The sequence below is a fragment of the Mesorhizobium montanum genome, from assembly GCF_033977145.1.
In the GTDB taxonomy this organism is placed as follows: domain Bacteria; phylum Pseudomonadota; class Alphaproteobacteria; order Rhizobiales; family Rhizobiaceae; genus Mesorhizobium; species Mesorhizobium montanum.
On sequence record NZ_JAVIJF010000006.1, the window covers coordinates 284,409 to 302,656 of the forward strand.

The following is an 18,248-nucleotide window of genomic DNA, read 5'->3' on the forward strand; positions in this document are numbered from 1 at the left end:
TCGTGGAAGAGGTCGACGCTTTCGTTGAAATCGAAGGTGCCAAGGCGCTGATCGACTGGCTGGGATTCGTTCCAAGCTTTCATGATGCCAGATTGATCGGCATCGAGCTGTCCTCAAATCAATCTGGGTGGCTTCGGTTGGAAGCCTTTCGAATGACCGACAAAATCGACAAAGATGGATATTTCATCCTCGATCGGCATGTGCTCGTGACCCTTACACTGGGTGAGATAAAGGCGGTCAGCCTTGATCATTTCACGACGACCGGCATCGTCGGCCACATGCGGATTACGCGTACCGACAAGCGCTATCGTATCGCGTGGGATTCTTCATACGGGGTCGAGGGCAGCATAACCGCGAAGAGCCTGCGCATTGACTTCGTGCCGTCGCATCCGGAGCCGGCCGTGGGTGAAGTCGCATAATGTCAAACAATGGCCTCATCTCCGTCGAAAGCCACTTCGGCGTTGGCGAAACCATCGATCGTTTGGTCGCGACTGTCACCGGCGCTGGCTTGCGCGTCTTTGCCCGCATCGACCATGCCGCCGGCGCGCGCGAGGTCGGTGCCGCGCTACGTCCAACCGAATTGCTGATCTTCGGCCACCCGAAGGGCGGCACACCGTTGATGCACGATCGCCAGCTGGCCGGCATCGACCTGCCGATCAGGGCGCTGGCCTGGGAGGACGAGCAAAGCAAGGTCTGGCTGTCCTACAACGATGCGCACTGGCTGGCGGGGCGACATGGGCTAGGCGACGCCAGCCGCGAAGCCGTTGCCGCGATTGCCGCAGGCATGCAGAAGGTTGTTGCGGCCGCTGCTGGAGTCGATCGAGCATGAGACTCGCCCGCCGCGAAGATCTTGCCGCAGTCGTCGTGCTGACCACCGACGCCTATGCCCCTTACACTGCCCTGTTCGGCGCGCCGCCGATCCCGGTCACCGAAGACTACGCACCGCGCATCGAGCGCGACGAGGTCTGGCTGCAGGAAGAAGGCGCCGAGCTTGCGGGACTGATCGTCCTCGAACGGCATCCCGACCACGCCATGATCTTCAGTGTCGCCGTCGCGCCGGCATTCCAGGGCAAAAAACTCGGCATCGCGCTGCTCAACTTCGCCGACAAACAGGCGCGGTCATGGGGCGTGCCGGAGGTGCGGCTCTACACCAATTCGCGCATGGAACGGAACATCGCGCTCTATTCTGCCTATGGCTATCGGGAAACGGGTCGCCGCGCCAATCCATACCGGCCAGGATGGACCGTGGTCGACATGGCCAAGCCGGTCGACAAAGCGGCCTGACCGCATTTCGAAACCTGGAGGAGGAGGAAGACAATGAGCCAAGGAAAAATCCGCTCCGGCATGGGCGGCTGGACGTTTGAGCCTTGGGATACGTCCTTCTACCCGGACAAGCTCGCCAAGGCCAAGCAGCTGCACTATGCCAGCCGCCAGGTGCCGAGCATCGAGGTCAACGGCACCTATTATTCCAGCTTCAAGGAACCGACCTTCGTGAAGTGGGCGAACGACACGCCGGAAGGTTTCGTCTTCTCGCTCAAAGGCAACCGCTTTGTCACCAACCGCCGCGTGCTCGGCGAAGCCGGCGAATCGATGATGCGCTTCCTCGGCTCCGGCGTTGCCGCGCTCGGCGAGAAGCTCGGCCCGATTCTCTGGCAGTTCGCGCCGACCAAGAAATTCGATGCGGATGATTTCGAGGCCTTCCTGAAACTCCTGCCGGAGAAGCAGGACGGCGTCGCTTTGCGCCACGCGCTGGAGGTGCGCCACGACAGCTTCATCGTGCCGGAATTTCCCGCCCTCGCGCGAAAGTACAACGCCGTGATCGTCTATGCCGACCACGCAAAGTATCCGGCGATCGCCGATGTCACCGGCGACTTCGTCTATGCGCGGCTGCAGACCGGCAGCGACGACAACCCCGACTGCTACACGCCGAAGGGTCTCGACGAATGGGCGGAGCGGGCGAAGATCTGGGCCGAAGGCAAGCAGCCCGCCGACCTGCCGCGCGCCGATCCCAAGACCGATGCGCCGGTCAAGCCGCGCGACGTGTTCGCCTACTTCATCACCGAAGGCAAGGTGCGCGCGCCTTTCGGCGCCATGGCGCTGATGAAGCGGGTAACCGATTAAGGCATTGAGCCTTCACTGCGGTCATATCCTTTTTGTTTAAGCGTCGGATCTGCCTTCTTGGTGTCGGGGGATACACTTTGCGTAGCTCCGCCGGAACTTGCTGGCCATCTCGACCGTTTTGCCTATCTCGCCGGGGGCCGGTTTTCATAGCGGTTGGGCGCCGCACCACGCGGGGCGGGCTGCGGTATCGGGAGAACCCGAAGAAGCGAGGTGATATGGCTGTCATCCTCATCGGGGCGTTGCTTACATTCGCCGGGATTGTGTACATGGCGGGTGCCACCCTGAGGCGCGGAAAACTAAGTGATCCAGCACCTACAGTGCCGGATCGTCCAGCGCCGAACCTGGCAACACCGGGCCCGACACTGGAGCCGCGGCGGCGTGGACTCGGTTTCCTCGGCCTGTCGCAGAATTGGCCAGGTCTGGTGATGATGGGGATCGGCATCATACTGCTGTTGTCGGTTGTAGTCCTCTGACGCCACGGAATAATGCATCTTCGCGACTATCGTAACGCAATCGATACTTCCTTGCTTCACTAATACACCTACGCCAGGTTGTAGAAACCGGGCGCCGGCAAGGACGCGTGCATGCTGCTCGATTACAACTCACTGCTTCTGGCCGTCGGCTTCTCCGCCGCCTGCCTCAGCCTCACGCTGTTCGGAACCTGGCTGACCGCCCGCTCCGACAGGTTCCTGCTGACCTGGGCGATCAGCGTGCTGGCCGTGGTGGCCGAGGTCTTTGTCTATGACGCCTATATCGAGACGCCCGGAACGGCCCTTGGCGTGTTGACGCTGGCGCTGCTGCTGTTCGGCTTCTCGGTCATGCTGGGCGCCGCCCATCAGTTCAGGACAAGACGCTCGCCCTTGCCGCTTATCGCGCTTGGCGTCGGCCTTTCCTTTGTTCTCGCGCTGCCACCGATGGCGCTCGGATATGACGGACTGGGCTTCATGCTGGAGAACGCATTGGCCGCTCTGCTCCTGTTCGGCACCGCGTACGAATATTGGCGTGGCCGCGCGGAGGCGCCCGTCCATCTCATCGGCGTGGCGCTGCTCTATTCGCTGACCGCGGCATCCTTCGTGCTGTGCGCGGCGATGCTGGCATGGGACGGCAGGCTGGTTCTCGGCCACGCGCCGAGCAATTGGGCGGAGGATCTGAGCCTCGTCATCGTCATCGCCTCCATGACCGGCATCGGCGCATTGTCGCTGGCGCTCAACCAGGGGCGGCTCGCCCGCCACCACCAGCGCGAAGCGCGGACCGATGCCCTGACCGGCCTGCTCAACCGCCGCGCGCTTTTCGACCTGCATGGCAAGGCATCCGTCGGCGCTTTCACGGCGGTGGTGGTGTATGACCTCGACGGCTTCAAGGCGATCAACGACCAGTTCGGCCATGCCGCCGGCGACGAGGTGCTGAAAGTCTTTGCCGAAGTGCTCTCCGGCAGTCTGCGCCCGAACGACTCCGTTGCCCGGATGGGCGGCGAGGAATTCGCAATGGTGCTGAGACGCACCCTGCCCGAGGCGACCGAAGCCACGGCCGAACGTGTCAGGGCCGAGTTCGCCGCGCGCACGGTTGAGACGGAAACAGGGCCTTTGCGCTGCACGGTCAGCGCCGGCTTCGCCTTCGGCAGCAGCGAGGGCATGAGTTTCGACAAAGTGCTCAGCGCCGCCGACAAGGCGCTCTATGCCGCCAAACGCAGCGGCCGCAACCGTGTGCTGGACTTCCGCCGCGCCGGTTGAACTTTACGGCCGCATGCGAATTCTCAATGGTGCGAGATCACGTCATTGAAGGCGTCGAGATCGACGTAGAAAACCTTGGTGATCTCATCCAGCAGATCGTCCTCGTCATAGCCTTGCGACATCAGGATGTTGATCGCGGTCATGATATCGACTCGCTCCGTGAGGCGCCGCTTCTGGTAGTCCTCGACAAAACGTTCCATCGCCGTCCCCTGGCAAGATTCTTTTTGGACGCATTGACCGACAATCACTGCGGGGAAAGCTAAGCGGATTTGCTTGCGTGGACCTTGCGGCGGAGCCCGCGCCTTCCCCCTCATTCGCGACTGGTACGGAAAGCGGCCGACTCACCAAGGCCAAGAAAAGACTAGCACGCGGCTTTCGGCGCGCCAGAGTTGAGCAGGGTTGAACGGGAGAAATATTGGACCTGCTATCGGTTTGCGATGTCGGGCGAAGTCGAGCAGCCGGGTTTAGACTGTCAGGTACTTCCGAACATCCACCCGATCGAGATCCTCGGCCGGTCCGGTGTGCACAATCTGGCCGCGGTCCATGATGTTGACCTCGTCGGCAAGCTCACGGCAGAAGTCGAGATATTGCTCGACCAGAAGCACCGCGATCCCCGCCTGATCACGCAGATAGCGGATGGCGCGGCCGATGTCCTTGATGATCGACGGCTGGATGCCTTCGGTCGGTTCGTCGAGCACCAGCAGCTTCGGCCGCATCACCAGCGCCCGACCGATGGCGAGTTGCTGCTGCTGGCCGCCGGACAAGTCGCCGCCGCGGCGCGACAACATCTGTTTCAGCACCGGAAACAGCTCAAAGACATGGGCTGGAATGTTGCGGTCGGCGCGCCTCAGCGGCGCGAAGCCGGATTCCAGGTTTTCGCGCACCGTCAGCAGCGGGAAGACCTCCCTGCCCTGCGGCACGAATGCGATGCCCGACCGGGCGCGATCATACGCCGCGCTCCGGTCGAGCGCCTTCCCCTCGAAGGCAACGCTTCCGCTCGTCAGCCGGTGGTGGCCGACGATCGATCTCATCAAACTGGTCTTGCCTACGCCGTTGCGGCCGAGCACGCAGGTGATCTTGCCGGCACCTGCCTTCAGCGTGACGCCGCGCAATGCCTGGGCGGCGCCGTAGTGAAGCGTAGCATTGGAGACTTCGAGCATGGTCAGCCCCTTCTCCAGCGCTTCAGAAAAGCGAAATCGAAACGATAAAACGGAACCCGCCAGACCATGCTCACCGCCCCAGATAGACCTCGACGACGCGCTCGTCGGCCGAAACGAAATCGAGCGTGCCTTCCGACAGCACCGAGCCCTCGTGCAGGCAGGTGACCTTGACGCCGAGCTCGCGCACGAAATGCATGTCGTGTTCGACGACGACCACCGAATGGTCGCGGGCGATATCCTTGAGCAGGCGCGCGGTCTCCTCGGTCTCCGCGTCGGTCATGCCGGCGACCGGCTCGTCGACGAGCAAGAGCTTCGGGTCCTGAGCCAGGAGCATGCCGATCTCCAGCCATTGTTTCTGGCCATGGCTGAGATTGGCGGCGAGTTCGTCGCGCTTGTCGCCTAGACGAATGATGCCGAGAATGTCGTCGATACGCCGCGTCTCGGCCGTGGAGCGGCGATGGAACAAGGCGGGCCAGATCGAGCGCGGTCCCTTCAGCGCCAGCATGAGGTTGTCCTCGACGCTATGGCTTTCGAAAACGGTCGGCTTCTGGAATTTGCGGCCGATGCCCATCATGGCGATCTCGGCCTCGTCGTAACGGGTCAGGTCGACCTGGCCGTCGAAGAACACCTCGCCCTCGTCCGGCCGCGTCTTGCCGGTGACGATGTCCATCATCGTCGTCTTGCCGGCGCCGTTGGGTCCGATGATGGCGCGCATCTCGCCCTTGTCGAGCACCAGCGAGAGGTTGTTGATGGCACGAAAACCGTCGAAGGATACGGAGACGCCGTCGAGATAGAGGATGGTGTTCGACTTGCTCATGATCGGTCACTCCGCCGGCTGCGGCTCAGGGCCGGCAGCCGACCAGGCACCAGGGGCTCTCGCCGCCGAACGCACGATCTTCAGCTCCGGCGCCTCGGGGTCGACACCGGCGTCGGCGGCAGGCGCGGCGGCGCGCAGCGCCTTTGCCTTGCCGCGCCAACTGTCCCACATGCCGACGATGCCCTTGGGCAGCAACAGCGTGACGGCAACGAACAGCCCGCCCAGCGCGAACAGCCAGACCTCCGGCAGCATGCCGGTGAACCAGGACTTTCCGGCATTGACGAGAAGCGCGCCGATGATCGGGCCGACGATGGTGCCGCGCCCGCCGACGGCGGTCCAGATCACCACCTCGATTGAATTGGACGGTTCGAACTCGCCTGGATTGATGATGCCGACCTGCGGCACGTAGAGAGCGCCGGCGATCCCGGCCATGATCGCCGAGACGGTGAAGGCGAAGAGCTTGACGTTTTCGGCCCGCCAACCGAGGAAGCGAGTACGGCTCTCGGCGTCGCGCACCGCCATGAGAAGCTTGCCGTATTTGGAGCGCACGATCGCCGCGGTAACGAAGACGGCGAGCGCCAGCGTCGCGGCACTGGCCGCAAACAGCGCCGAGCGCATTGCATCGGCCTGCACGTTGAAGCCGAGGATATCCTTGAAATCGGTCAGGCCGTTATTGCCGCCAAATCCCATGTCGTTGCGAAAGAAGGCGAGCAGCAGCGCATAGGTCATTGCCTGGGTGATGATCGACAGGTAGACGCCGGTAACGCGGCTGCGGAAAGCAAACCAGCCGAAGATGAAAGCAAGCAGGCCGGGCACGGCGAGAACCATGAGCGCAGCGAACCAGAAATGGTCGAAACCGGTCCAGAACCAGGGCAGTTCCTTGTAGTTCAGGAACACCATGAAGTCGGGCAGGATGGGATTGCCATAGACGCCGCGCGAGCCGATCTGGCGCATCAGATACATGCCCATCGCATAGCCGCCGAGCGCGAAAAAGGCGCCGTGGCCGAGCGAAAGGATGCCGCAATAACCCCAGACCAGATCGAGCGCCAGGGCAAGCAGCGCATAGCACAGATATTTACCCGTGAGCGCCACGATATAGGGCGGAATATAGAAGGCGCTCGTCGGCGCAACCGCGAGGTTGAGCACCGGCACGACGACGGCCGCCGCCAGCAGGATGAAAATCGTGATGGCGATGCGGCGGTCCGCACCGGCGACGAAAAAGCGCCCGGTGATCATGCTTCCACCGCCCTGCCCTTGAGGGCGAACAAGCCGCGCGGGCGTTTCTGGATGAACAGGATGATCAGCACCAGGACGACGATCTTGCCGAGCACCGCGCCGGCATAGGGCTCGAGGACCTTGTTGACGATGCCGAGCGAGAAGGCGCCGACCAGCGTGCCCCAGAGATTGCCGACGCCGCCGAAGACCACGACCATGAAGCTGTCGATGATATAGCCGCGGCCGAGATTGGGCGAGACATTGTCGATCTGGCTGAGCGCGACACCGGCGATGCCGGCAATGCCTGACCCTAAGGCAAAGGTCAGTGCGTCGACCCATGGCGTCCTGATGCCCATCGAGGCGGCCATGCGCCGGTTGGCGGTGACGGCGCGCATCTGCAAGCCCCAGGGCGTGCGCTTCATCACGTAGAGCAGCACCGCGAAGACGGTAAGCGCGAATGCCAGGATCCACAGCCGGTTCCAGGTAACGGCCAACTGGCCGACGTCGAACGACCCTGACATCCAGGACGGGTTGCCGACCTCCTGGTTGGTCGGGCCAAAGATCGAGCGCACCGCCTGCTGCAGAATCAGCGAGACGCCCCAAGTGGCGAGCAGCGTCTCCAGCGGGCGGCCGTAGAGAAAGCGGATGACGCCGCGTTCGATCGCCAGCCCAACCAGAGCCGAGACGAGGAAAGCAAGTGGCAGCGCGATGACCAGCGACCAGTCGAACAGGCCGGGAAACGAGGTGCGGATAACCTGCTGGACGACGAAGGTCGTGTAGGCGCCGAGCATGACCATCTCGCCATGCGCCATGTTGATGACGCCCATGACGCCGAAGGTGATGGCAAGACCGATTGCCGCGAGCAGCAGCACCGAGCCCAGCGAAATGCCGTACCAGATGTTTTGGCCGGCATCCCAAACCGCCAGCGTCGAATTGATGGCGCCGATCGCCGCGCTTGCAGCTTCCTTGACCGCGCCCTGCGCACTGGCCTCGACCGAAGTGAGCAGCGAAACCGCGTCACGGTCGCCGCGCGCCGCGATGACCGAGATGGCTGCCAGCTTGTCGGCGTCGGGCTTGTCGGAAACCAGGACTGATGCGGCGCGGGCCTGCTTGAACAGCGCCTTGACGCCAGGGGCCGTCTCGGCGGCGATTGCCGCGTCTAGCGGCTCGATGTTTGCCGCATCGGGCGTTTTGAACATTGTCGCAGCGGCAGCGAGGCGAACGCCAGGGTCCTTGGCGCGCAGGGTCAGCGTACCCAGCGCATCGCGGATGACGCGGCGCAAGCCATTGTTGACCTTGATCTTGGTGAGGTCGGCCTTGGCGGCGTCGGCCGCCTTCTCGCCGCTCAGGGGGTCGAGCAACCCGACGGCATCGCCAGCCTCCTTGCCGACGAAGACCCCGGTGTCGGCCTTGCGGATATAGAGATTGCCATCGGCGAGCGCCGAAAGCGGACGTTCGACCATCGGATCGCCGCTCGCAGCCAACTCGCGCACGACGGCCTCGATAGCCGAAAAATTGGCGGCAGTCGCAAATTTGGCAATCGTCGCGCGAAGGTCGGCTTCGGCAGCCTCCGACGGCGACAGGTTTGCCATCGTCAACAAAAGCATCAGACCAATTGCGCGCAGCAGCAGCATTGTCGTCTTAAGCGGCTTTCTCGGTTTCAGGATCTTGCCCGGGCGGGGCGAAACCCGCCCGGGCAGCGGTCTCGGATCGTGGGGCCACTCCGCGATCCGACCGACCTGGGAGGTCACGGACCAAAGGTCCGGACCGTGGTCACGGACCAAGGTCCGGACCGGATCAGTTGGTGCCCTTGCCGCCGCACTTGCCGGTCGCAACGTTGAAGTTTCCGCAGCTGAGCGGAGCGCGCCAATCGGAGATCAGGTCCTTGGAATCCGGCAGGTAGTCGGACCATTCGTCGCCCATTACGAGGCCGGGCGTCTGCGAGACGGTCTCGAACTGGCCATCGGCCTGGATTTCACCGATCAGCACCGGCTTGGTGATGTGGTGGTTGGGCATCATCGTCGAATAGCCGCCGGTCAGGTTCGGCACCGAAACGCCGACCATGGCGTCGATGACCTTGTCCGGGTCGGTGGTGCCTGCTTTCTCGACCGCCTTCACCCACATGTTGAAGCCGATGTAGTGGGCTTCCATCGGGTCGTTGGTGGTCCGCTTGTCGTTCTTGATGAACTTGTGCCAGTCGTCGATGAACTTCTTGTTCTCGGGCGTGTCGACGCTCTCGAAATAGTTCCAGGCGGCGAGGTGGCCGACCAGCGGCGCGGTGTCGAGACCCGCCAGTTCTTCCTCGCCGACCGAGAAGGCCATGACCGGGATGTCCTCGGCCTTGATGCCCTGGTTGCCGAGTTCCTTGTAGAACGGCACGTTGGCGTCGCCGTTGACGGTCGAGACGACGGCCGTCTTCTTGCCGGCCGAGCCGAACTTCTTGATCGCCGACACCTCGGTCTGCCAGTCGGAGAAGCCGAACGGCGTGTAGTTGACCATGATGTCCTCGGCCGGCACGCCCTTCGCTTTCAGATACGCTTCGAGGATCTTGTTGGTCGTGCGCGGATAGACATAGTCGGTGCCTTCGAGCACCCAGCGCTTCACCGAGCCGCCGTCAGCACTCATCAGGTAGTCGACGGCAGGAATGGCCTGCTGGTTCGGCGCCGCACCCGTGTAGAACACGTTGCGCTCGCTCTCCTCGCCCTCATACTGAACGGGATAGAACAGGATGTTGTCGAGCTCGGAAAAGACCGGCAGCACCGACTTGCGCGACACCGAAGTCCAGCAGCCGAAAACGGCGGCAACCTTGTCCTTCGAGATCAGCTCGCGCGCCTTTTCAGCGAAGAGCGGCCAGTTGGACGCCGGATCGACGACCACCGCCTCGAGCTTCTTGCCGAGCAGGCCGCCCTTGGCGTTCTGCTCTTCGATCAGCATCAGCATGACATCCTTCAGCGTCGTCTCCGAAATCGCCATGGTCCCCGACAGTGAGTGGAGAATGCCGACCTTGATCGTGTCGTCGGCCGCCTTGGCGGGAGCCGACATCGACAGACCGGCAGCAATCACGCCGGCCGAAAGCATTTTTGTTATTGTCGAGAAATTACCCCTCATATTGCACACTCCCAAGCTGGTGCTTTGCATCGCAACATAACGGTGCAAGTGACGTGCCAAACGAAGAGGCGCGGAAGAGGTTCGTTGGATAGTGTAGCGTTTACAGATACTTATCCTGTATCCGTCAAATAGTTCGGATTGCTGCAAAGCGCAAAAGTTGAGAAAAGTTTACGCAACGCTGCCTAGATTTTGCCCAAATTGTAAAAATGCCTAAGTTTTCATCGAGCCCAGATAATGCCTGCTCTGCACCGGTTGCGGGCCCACGGCAAAATGGGGCAAGGTCGCCGCGCAAACGAGCGACGTCATGGCCCTGCGAACGATCCTGAGTTTCCTGCTTCTCCTGTACGCCGCCGGCGGCGCGCGAGCCGATTTCACCGACGGCAAGCTGCCCGACGGCACTTATCACTGCGAGGTCTACCTGCTCGGCCTGTTCCTCAATCTGGGCGACATCACCATCAAAGGCAGCCTCTATAGCGGCCCGGTGACCTTCGGCGCTGCGCCGCAGGCCTACGACTACCAGATGAACCCGAACGGCGAGATCAGCTGGCTTGGTCCGCTCGGCGGCTACACCAGCGGCGGCAATTCTATTTCAATGACCCAGGCGACGCTGGATGACCCAAGCGGCCCCTCCTTCGATATCATCATGAAGCAGCAAGACGGCGCCTTCACGGCCTCGACCTGCACCAAAAGGTAGCCCACCGGTTCACATAAAAAAGGCGCGGAACCCTCTCGGGTCCCGCGCCAGCAGGCAGTCGGGAGGTCAGATAGTCTTCGCCGACATCTGCGCGGCGATGTAGTCGGCCTGGCGGATCGCCAGCGTCACGATGGTCAGCGTCGGGTTCTCCGCCGCGCCGCTGGTGAACTGGCTGCCGTCGGAGACGAACAGGTTCTTGATGTCGTGCGCCTGGCCGTGCTTGTTGACGACGCCGTCCTCGGGCTTCTCGCTCATCCGGTTGGTGCCGAGATTGTGGGTCGAGGGGTAAGGCGGCGTCGGGAAAGTCCTGGTCGCGCCGACCGCGGCGTAGAGTGCTTGGCCCTGCTTATAGGCATGGTCGCGCATCGCCTCGTCGTTGGGATGGTCGTCGAAATGGACGTCGGCGATCGGCATGCCGTGCTCGTCCTTTTCGTCCTTGTGCAGCGTGATGCGGTTTTCCTCGCGCGGCATGTCCTCGCCGACGATCCACAGGCCCGCCATATGGTCGTAGTGATCAAGCGCCGTGGTGAAGGAACGGCCCCAGCCGCCGGGGTCGAGGAAGGCCGCCATGAACGGCAGGCCGAGCGAAAGCGTCTCCATCTCGTAGCCGCCGACGAAGCCGCGTGAGGGATCATGGCGCGCCTCGTCGCGGATGATGCCGGCCATGGTGGTGCCGCGATACATGTGCACCGGCTTGTCGAAGATGGCGTAGACCGAGCCGGTGGTATGGCGCATGTAGTTCTTGCCCACCTGCCCGGACGAGTTGGCGAGCCCATGCGGGAACTTGGACGACTCCGAATTGAGCAGCAGGCGCGGGCTCTCGATCGAATTGCCGGCGACCGCGACGATGCGGGCCTTCTGTTCCTGCAGCTTGCCGTCCTTGTCGGCATAGACGACGCCGGCCACCTTGCCTGAAGCGTCATGGTTGATCTTGATCACCATCGCGTTCGGCCGAACCTCGAGATGGCCGGTGGCTTCGCCCTTGGGGATTTCGGTGTAGAGCGTCGACCATTTGGCGCCCCATTTGCAGCCCTGGAAGCAGAAGCCTGTCTGCTGGCAGGAATTACGGTCGTCGCGCTCGACCGAATTGATGGCCATGTTGCCGGTGTGGCACTCCTTGTAGCCCAGCTTGTCGGCGCCGGCCTTCAGCACCTTGAAGTTGTTGTTGCCCGGCAGCCGCGGCCAGTTGTTGGTGCCCGTGACGCCCATCTTGGCTTCGGCCTTGGCGTAATAGGGCTCCATCTCGGCGAGCGTCACCGGCCAGTCGAGAAGGTTCGCGCCCTTGACCTTGCCGTAGGTCGAGGCCGTCTTGAATTCATGCTCCTGGAAGCGCAGCGAGGCGCCCGCCCAGTGCGTCGTCGATCCGCCGACCGATTTGACGATCCAGGCCGGCAGGTTCGGGAAATCCTTGGCCACCCGCCAGTCACCCGAGGTGGTGCGCTTGTCCTTCCAGGCGAGCTGGGCAAAGGAATCCCACTCGTCGTTGATGAAGTCCTCATATTCGTTGCGGGCGCCGGCCTCGAGGATGACGACGTCGATACCTTTCTGCGCCAATTCGTTGCCGAGCGTGCCGCCGCCGGCGCCGGAGCCGATGATGACGACCACGCCGTCGTTCTTGAGATCAAATGAAGCTGCCATGGTTTCCTCCCATGAAATCTATCGAAAAGCGGTTCGGGACAGAGCGGCTTACAGCCATTCGATGTCGTTGAAGCCGCGCGCGATGTAGCCGCCCTTGGAGTAGGATTCACCTTCGTAACCGAAGATCGGCCACACCTCCTTCTGGTTGTAGAGACTGACGACGAGGCCGCCGCGCACCGCTTGGAAGAACGGCGTCTTCTCGATGCCGGTGAGCAGCGCCACCCGCTGCTCTTCCCAGCCAAGTCCGCGATAGCCGCCCTTGCCGGCCTTCTTGTCGAGTTCGGCGATGCCCTTCTCGATCAGCTCCTTGTGGGCCGGGTCCTTGGCGGCGGTCTCGTCATGGCCCTTGACGGCGATGGCGTAATATTTGTCCGGCACCTGGTCGTGCGGATAGATGTCGCGCGCTATCTGGATGAGCGTCGCCATCGTCTCGGGTTTCAGCGCTGATGTTTCCAGACCCCAGGCGTGTTCGGGGCTGATAACGGCGCTACCCGAGATGATAAGCAGCGCACCGACGCCGCCGCGCTTGAGAAGCTCGCGCCGCGAAAGGCCGGGCTTCTCCTCGTAGCCGGGTTTCTTCTCGTAAATTGTGACCATGATTTCCTCCCTGCTTGCTGTTCGCACCCCGAGGAGTGCCGTTACTGGCGCCGCGCCGTCCGCGCGGCAGAATGTCCCCTACTGGAAGCGCCCCCCGCGCTGCAGAACCTCGATCTTGTAGCCGTCGGGATCCTCGATGAAGAAGAAGCGGGCGATCAGCGCTCCGTCGCGGTTGAACTCGACGATCTTCTTCGGGTTGAAGCCGAGCGCGCCGATCCGGTCATGCTCGCTGTCGAGATCGGCGACCGAGACAGCGAGATGGCCGTAGCCGTCGCCGAGCGCATAAGGCTCGATGCGCCCCTTGTTCACGGTCAGCTCGACCTCGAAGGGCGAACTGGCATTGCTGAGATAGATCAGCGTGAAGGTCTCGAAATCGAGCCGCTGCGCAACCTCGAGGCCGAAGACCTTGTTGTAGAAGTCGACGGACCGTGCCTCGTCGAGAACCCGGATCATGGAATGGATGGCCTTCGCCAAATCGGACTCCGCGGCTTTTCTTGGCTTTCGACCCTGATTATGCGCGCCGGCGAAAAAAGGTGGTGGCAGCCGATTACCACGCATGCTGTTGGAAAATGGCTAGTCTCGCGCCAGTTCTAAGGACGAAAGTCTGATTGCCGTTGCCGGCCATCGGATCGAAGATGACAAGCGCAGGCAGTGTTCAAAAAGGCGCCAGCCAGTTCAATCGGCGCCCAAGACAAACAAGAACGGGAGGTACCGATGTGCAGAGTCTTTGCCGGGCAAGACCCGGAAGGCTATCGGCAGATCAACCGGTCGATCCGCATCGACGGCCATTCGACCAGCATCCAGCTCGAGGCGACATTCTGGGGTCTCCTTGACGAGATCGCCGACAGCCAGGGACTGACGACGCCGAAATTCATCTCGAAACTCTATGACGAGGCGATCGAGATCAACGGCCAGATCCCGAACTTCGCTTCCATGCTGCGCACGACCTGCGCGCTCTATCTGCGCGGCCACCGTCCCAGCGCCGAGGAGCAGCCTGCCCTCAAGTGGAAAGCCGCCTAGCTTTCGGCCGCGACTTCGAGCGCCAGCCGGGTCATGTCGGTGAAAAGCGACTGGCGTTCCGAATAGTCGGTCTGCTCGTCGGTGACGATATGATCGACGACGGTCAGCAGCGACAAGGCGCGGGCACCGAAATACGCCGAGATGCGGTATAGCGCGCTGGTCTCCATATCGACCGCCAGCGCGCCGAGCGCCCTCGGTTCGTCGAACCGCGCGCGGCCCTCGGGATGGTGGAAGACGTCGCTGCAGACCGTCAGCCCCGCGCTGCAGGCGATGCCGAGATCGGCCGCGCGTTGCAGCGCCAACGCGTGGAGCGCCTGGTCAGGCCCCGCCGGCCGGTAAAGTCCGAAGACTTGCCCGCTGATTGCCCCTTCGGCGCGCACCGCGCTGGAGATGACGACGCCGCGCAGCGCCACGTCCCCGGCCAGCGCGCCGCATGTGCCGGTGCGGATCAGCGTCTTCGCACCATGATAGTCGAGCAATTCATGGGCATAGATCAGGAACGATGAAACGCCGATGCCGGTCGCCTGGATGCTGACCGGCTTGCCGCGATACCGGCCGGTGAAGCCCAGTGCGCCCCGGCGGCGGTTGACGCAGCGCGGTGCCTCGAGAAAGGTTTCCGCCATCCATCGGGCGCGCTCGGGGTCGCCGGGCAACAGCACCGTTTCGGCATAGTCCCCCCTGCCCGCCTCGATATGCGGCGTCACGCGCTACCACCCCCGTGATAGACCCATCCGGTCACCATCATGGCAGGGCTGCCGCAATGTGCAAGCGGCAGCTGTTTTAGAAGAAATTCCAGGAAAAGCGTAAGGCGTGTAGGCTCGACGCCTTCGTCGTGGCCTTTCGTCCGAAATTGCGTCAAACCGCTCTTGAGCAATTCCAGGAAAAGTGTGTAACGGTTTTCCGTCCGGAATTGCGTAAAAACAAAGAGATAGAGCGTTTCACCGTTTCACGGAAACGGTGAAACGCTCTAGGATTCCAGCACGTCCTTGACGATCGTCGCCAGTTGTTTGAGCGAGAACGGTTTCGGCAGGAAGCCGAAATGCGCGTCGGCCGGCAGGTTCTTGGCAAAAGCGTCCTCGGCATAGCCCGAAACGAACACGAACTTGATGTCCGGCTGGCGCTTGCGCAGCTCGCCGAGCAATGTCGGCCCATCCATCTCCGGCATCACCACGTCGGACACCACGATATCGACCTTGCCGCCGAGCGCCTCGAATACTTCCAGCGCCTCGACGCCGGACGACGCCTCGTGGACGGTGTAGCCGCGCGAGATCAGCGCCCTGACGCCGCCCATGCGCACGGCGTCTTCGTCCTCGACCAGAAGCACGGTGGCCGAGCCGGAAAGATCTTTGGCGGTGTCGGTCGACTTGGCCGGGACCGTCGCCGCCGTCGCCGGCGTTTCGCCAGGCTCGGCCTGCTTCTTCGCCTCTGCGATGTGGCGCGGCAGGAAGATACGGAACACCGTGCCCTTGCCGACCTCGGAATCGCAGAAGATGAAGCCGCCGGTCTGCTTGATGATGCCATAGACCATCGACAGGCCGAGGCCGGTGCCCTTGCCCACTTCCTTGGTCGTGAAGAACGGCTCGAATATCTTCTTCAGCACGTCGGGGGTGATCCCGCTGCCGGTGTCCTCGACGTCGACCAGCACATAGTCGGCCGGCGTCAGTTCGCGATAGGCGAAGGATTTGCACTCGTCGGCGGTGACGTTGCGGGTGCGCACGGTAAGATCGCCGCCGCTCGGCATGGCGTCGCGCGCATTGACGGCAAGATTGACCACCACCTGCTCGAACTGGCCGATATCGACCTTGACCGGCCAGAGATCGCGGCCGTGGTCGATCTTCAGCTTGATGTCGTTGCCGACCAGGCGGGCGAGCAGCATCCTGAGATCGGCCAGAACATCGGTCAGGTTGAGCACCTCCGGCCGCAGCGTCTGCTTGCGCGAGAAGGCCAGCAATTGCCTGACGAGCGAGGCTGCCCGATTGGCGTTCTGCTTGATGTTCATGATGTCGGGGAAGGACGGATCCGACGGCCGGTGGTTGGTCAAGAGAAGGTCGGATGCCATGATGATGGCGGTGAGCACGTTGTTGAAGTCATGCGCGATGCCGCCGGCGAGCTGGCCGACCGCCTGCATCTTCTGGCTCTGCGCCATCTGGCCCTCGAGCGCCTTCTGCTCGGTGATCTCGACCGCATAGACGATCGCCGATTCCTCGGCGCCTTCGCTCCCGGCGCTGTCGGCGACGGCGTTGACGTAGAAACGGATGTGGCGCTCTTCATTGCCGGGCAACATGGAATCGATCGGCTCGATATTGGCCTGCCGCTGCCGGGCCTTCTCGAAGGCCGCGGCGAAAGCCGGCCGGTCGCGCTCATGAACGATGGTTTCGAAGCGCACGCGCCGGTCGACAGCGTCGCGGTCGACCACGGACGAAAACAGCTGCAGGAACGGCGCGTTGGTGCGCAGGATGCGTCCGCTCGCATCGACGCCGGCAATCGCCATCGGCGTCGAGTTGAAGAAGCGGGTGAAGCGAACCTCGGAGGCCCGCAATTCCGCGGAAGCGTCCTCGCCCTGGGTGCGGTTGAGCACGATCGTGCGGGTCGGACCGTTCAAGCCTTCGCGGCTTGCCGAAACCCGGTGCATGAAGCGCACCGGCAGCGCCTGTCCGCTCATGGTCGTGAGATCGAGGTCGATGACGGCGTTGCGGGTGGTGCCGGGATCGGCCTTGACCGAACGGACAAGCGCCATGCCGTCGCCGGCGATGATTTCCGGCAGCGAGATGGCGCCCGGCGTGAACGAAGCGAGGTCGATGCCGAGCCACTCGGCAAGCGTGGCGTTGATATAGGTGACGCGGCCTTCCTGATCGGCCGAAAAGAATCCGGCCGGCGCATGGTCGAGATGGTCGATGGCTTTCTGCAGGTCGAGGAAGAAACGCTCCTGCTCCGCCCGTTCCTGCGAAATGTCGGCGAGCTGCCAGGCTAGCATCGGCAGCCTTTGCCCGGGCATGCTGAAGGCGCGGGCGCGGGCGCGATACCAGCGCGCGCCCGGTTCGGCGCCCGGCTTGATCGACTGCGCCAGCCTAAACTCGCCGTCACCCGCCTGCCCGTCGCGCAGGCCGGACGCCAGCCGATAGATCGTCATCGAGGCCTCGGGAACATCCGACAAGAGCCCTTCGACCGTCTTGAGATCGGCGGCCGAGGCAGCACCCGTCATGTCGGCATAGGCACGGTTGGCATAGACGACGCGGCCCTTGGTGTCGGTAACCAGAAGCCCCTGCGACATCGAGTCGACAAAGGCTTTCGACAATTCGTCGCCGGTCGAGCGCGGCGCGATCTGCACGAAACCGATCGCGGTCGCGAACAGGAAGCCGACGCCGACCATGGCGAGCACGCCGAGCATGCCGAGCAGGAAAGGATCGCCGAGGCGTTCGCGGAAAAGTCCGAAGACGATCGCGGCACCGGTCAGCACGACGATGAAGACGATGAGCCTGGTGACGGCGCCCGGACGCGTGTTCTGATCGACGATCGGTACCGGATAGAAATCGCCGCGCGCTTCCTTGGCCATGTTCCCCCTGCTCGTGATTCCGGTTTCCGACGGCGCGGACGGTCGGTTGAATCATATTCTCCTGTAACGGAAAAGGCCCCGGCGGCAAATGTCCGATAAAATCAATGATTCATGTTTCAAACTGTTCACGAAGGGTGATGTGAACTTGCGGCGGGCCGCCCCCGCGGTCTAGTGTCGCCTCACTTCAAAAAAGGCGATTGGGTGCACCGATGCTGGAGTGGGTGGATAGGATGGCGGGACCGGGTTATGTCGCCGCAATCCTGTGGACGTTTGCAGCACTTGTCCTGCTGGTCGTCGTCCTGCTGGTCATCAAGGTGGTCCGCAACCTGACCTTCGGAACCTTCGTCGCCGGCGGCAGGAACCGCAAGACGCGCCTTGCGGTCATGGACGCCACCGCCGTCGATAGTCACCGCCGGCTGGTGCTGGTGCGCCGCGACGATATCGAGCACCTGATCCTGATCGGCGGCCCGACCGATGTCGTCGTCGAGCGCGACATAAGACTGGCCGCGCCGCGCCGCCCGGCGCTTACCGGCGACAGCGGCCAGCAGCAAGCGAGCGCCGCCCCACGCCCGCGCGCGCCGCAGCCGGCACCCGC

18 protein-coding genes and 1 pseudogene are annotated in these 18,248 nt (G+C 62.9%); 8 read left to right on the top strand and 11 right to left on the bottom strand.

The features are described 5' to 3' along the window. Positions 1-2: 2 nt before the first annotated feature. From RFM68_RS10800 to RFM68_RS10820, 5 genes are all read left to right on the top strand, one after another. Complete coding sequence (locus tag RFM68_RS10800; protein ID WP_320232763.1) at positions 3-419, top strand: Imm50 family immunity protein; 417 nt, start codon at positions 3-5, stop codon at positions 417-419. Next, positions 419-829, top strand: a complete 411-nt coding sequence (locus RFM68_RS10805) for a DUF302 domain-containing protein (RefSeq protein ID WP_320232765.1) — start codon at positions 419-421, stop codon at positions 827-829. Before RFM68_RS10800 ends, RFM68_RS10805 begins: the two co-directional genes overlap by 1 nt. Next, complete coding sequence (locus RFM68_RS10810) at positions 826-1,284, top strand: GNAT family N-acetyltransferase (protein ID WP_320232767.1); 459 nt, start codon at positions 826-828, stop codon at positions 1,282-1,284. The genes RFM68_RS10805 and RFM68_RS10810 overlap by 4 nt, the downstream gene beginning before the upstream one ends. 33 nt (positions 1,285-1,317) lie before the next feature. Then, positions 1,318-2,121 (top strand): DUF72 domain-containing protein, encoded by an 804-nt coding sequence (locus RFM68_RS10815; protein ID WP_320232768.1) that lies wholly within the window; start codon positions 1,318-1,320, stop codon positions 2,119-2,121. Positions 2,122-2,705: 584 nt separating this feature from the next. After that, positions 2,706-3,851 (top strand): GGDEF domain-containing protein, encoded by a 1,146-nt coding sequence (locus RFM68_RS10820; RefSeq protein ID WP_320232770.1) that lies wholly within the window; start codon positions 2,706-2,708, stop codon positions 3,849-3,851. Between the two features lie 23 nt (positions 3,852-3,874). Here the strand turns inward: RFM68_RS10820 and RFM68_RS10825 are convergent, their stop codons facing one another. The 6 genes from RFM68_RS10825 to urtA form a co-directional block, all read right to left on the bottom strand. Beyond that, the gene (locus RFM68_RS10825) at positions 3,875-4,051 is read right to left on the bottom strand and encodes a hypothetical protein (RefSeq protein WP_320232772.1); all 177 of its coding nucleotides are present in this window, start codon (positions 4,049-4,051) and stop codon (positions 3,875-3,877) included. Between the two features lie 264 nt (positions 4,052-4,315). Continuing rightward, a complete protein-coding gene (gene urtE / locus RFM68_RS10830; protein ID WP_320232774.1) occupies positions 4,316-5,011 on the bottom strand; it encodes an urea ABC transporter ATP-binding subunit UrtE in 696 nt (231 codons plus the stop codon). 70 nt (positions 5,012-5,081) lie between these two features. After that, entirely contained in the window at positions 5,082-5,828 is a 747-nt protein-coding gene (gene urtD / locus RFM68_RS10835) for an urea ABC transporter ATP-binding protein UrtD (RefSeq protein WP_320232776.1), read from the bottom strand. A 6-nt stretch (positions 5,829-5,834) separates the two neighbouring features. Continuing rightward, on the bottom strand, positions 5,835-7,064 hold the full coding sequence (gene urtC / locus RFM68_RS10840; protein ID WP_320232777.1) for an urea ABC transporter permease subunit UrtC: 1,230 nt from the start codon (positions 7,062-7,064) through the stop codon (positions 5,835-5,837). Then, positions 7,061-8,677 (bottom strand): urea ABC transporter permease subunit UrtB, encoded by a 1,617-nt coding sequence (gene urtB / locus RFM68_RS10845; RefSeq protein WP_320232779.1) that lies wholly within the window; start codon positions 8,675-8,677, stop codon positions 7,061-7,063. Before urtB ends, urtC begins: the two co-directional genes overlap by 4 nt. A gap of 163 nt (positions 8,678-8,840) precedes the next feature. Continuing rightward, a complete protein-coding gene (urtA, locus tag RFM68_RS10850) occupies positions 8,841-10,151 on the bottom strand; it encodes an urea ABC transporter substrate-binding protein (protein ID WP_320232781.1) in 1,311 nt (436 codons plus the stop codon). Between the two features lie 304 nt (positions 10,152-10,455). Between urtA and RFM68_RS10855 the strand changes: the two genes are divergently transcribed. Continuing rightward, on the top strand, positions 10,456-10,845 hold the full coding sequence (locus RFM68_RS10855; protein WP_320232783.1) for a hypothetical protein: 390 nt from the start codon (positions 10,456-10,458) through the stop codon (positions 10,843-10,845). Between the two features lie 66 nt (positions 10,846-10,911). Here RFM68_RS10855 and RFM68_RS10860 read toward each other — a convergent pair whose 3' ends face one another. The 3 genes from RFM68_RS10860 to RFM68_RS10870 form a co-directional block, all read right to left on the bottom strand. After that, entirely contained in the window at positions 10,912-12,483 is a 1,572-nt protein-coding gene (locus RFM68_RS10860; protein WP_320232784.1) for a GMC family oxidoreductase, read from the bottom strand. A 48-nt stretch (positions 12,484-12,531) separates the two neighbouring features. Then, positions 12,532-13,080 carry a gluconate 2-dehydrogenase subunit 3 family protein gene (locus tag RFM68_RS10865; RefSeq protein WP_320232785.1) on the bottom strand — a complete coding sequence of 183 codons (549 nt, stop codon included), beginning with the start codon at positions 13,078-13,080 and terminating at the stop codon, positions 12,532-12,534. Positions 13,081-13,158: 78 nt separating this feature from the next. Next, positions 13,159-13,554, bottom strand: coding sequence for a VOC family protein (locus RFM68_RS10870; RefSeq protein ID WP_320232786.1), 396 nt, complete (start codon positions 13,552-13,554; stop codon positions 13,159-13,161). Between the two features lie 240 nt (positions 13,555-13,794). Here RFM68_RS10870 and RFM68_RS10875 point away from each other — a divergent pair, with 240 nt between their 5' ends. Further along, positions 13,795-14,100, top strand: a complete 306-nt coding sequence (locus RFM68_RS10875; protein ID WP_320232788.1) for a ribbon-helix-helix domain-containing protein — start codon at positions 13,795-13,797, stop codon at positions 14,098-14,100. Here RFM68_RS10875 and RFM68_RS10880 read toward each other — a convergent pair. Next, positions 14,097-14,804 carry a purine-nucleoside phosphorylase gene (locus RFM68_RS10880; RefSeq protein ID WP_320232790.1) on the bottom strand — a complete coding sequence of 236 codons (708 nt, stop codon included), beginning with the start codon at positions 14,802-14,804 and terminating at the stop codon, positions 14,097-14,099. The two genes, RFM68_RS10875 and RFM68_RS10880, sit on opposite strands and share 4 nt — an antisense overlap. Positions 14,805-15,067: 263 nt before the next feature. Next, positions 15,068-17,653, bottom strand: a complete 2,586-nt coding sequence (gene cckA / locus RFM68_RS10885) for a cell cycle histidine kinase CckA (protein WP_320232791.1) — start codon at positions 17,651-17,653, stop codon at positions 15,068-15,070. A 209-nt stretch (positions 17,654-17,862) separates the two neighbouring features. Between cckA and RFM68_RS10890 the strand changes: the two are divergent. Further along, a pseudogene (locus tag RFM68_RS10890) lies at positions 17,863-18,248 on the top strand (flagellar biosynthetic protein FliO); the annotation flags it as partial.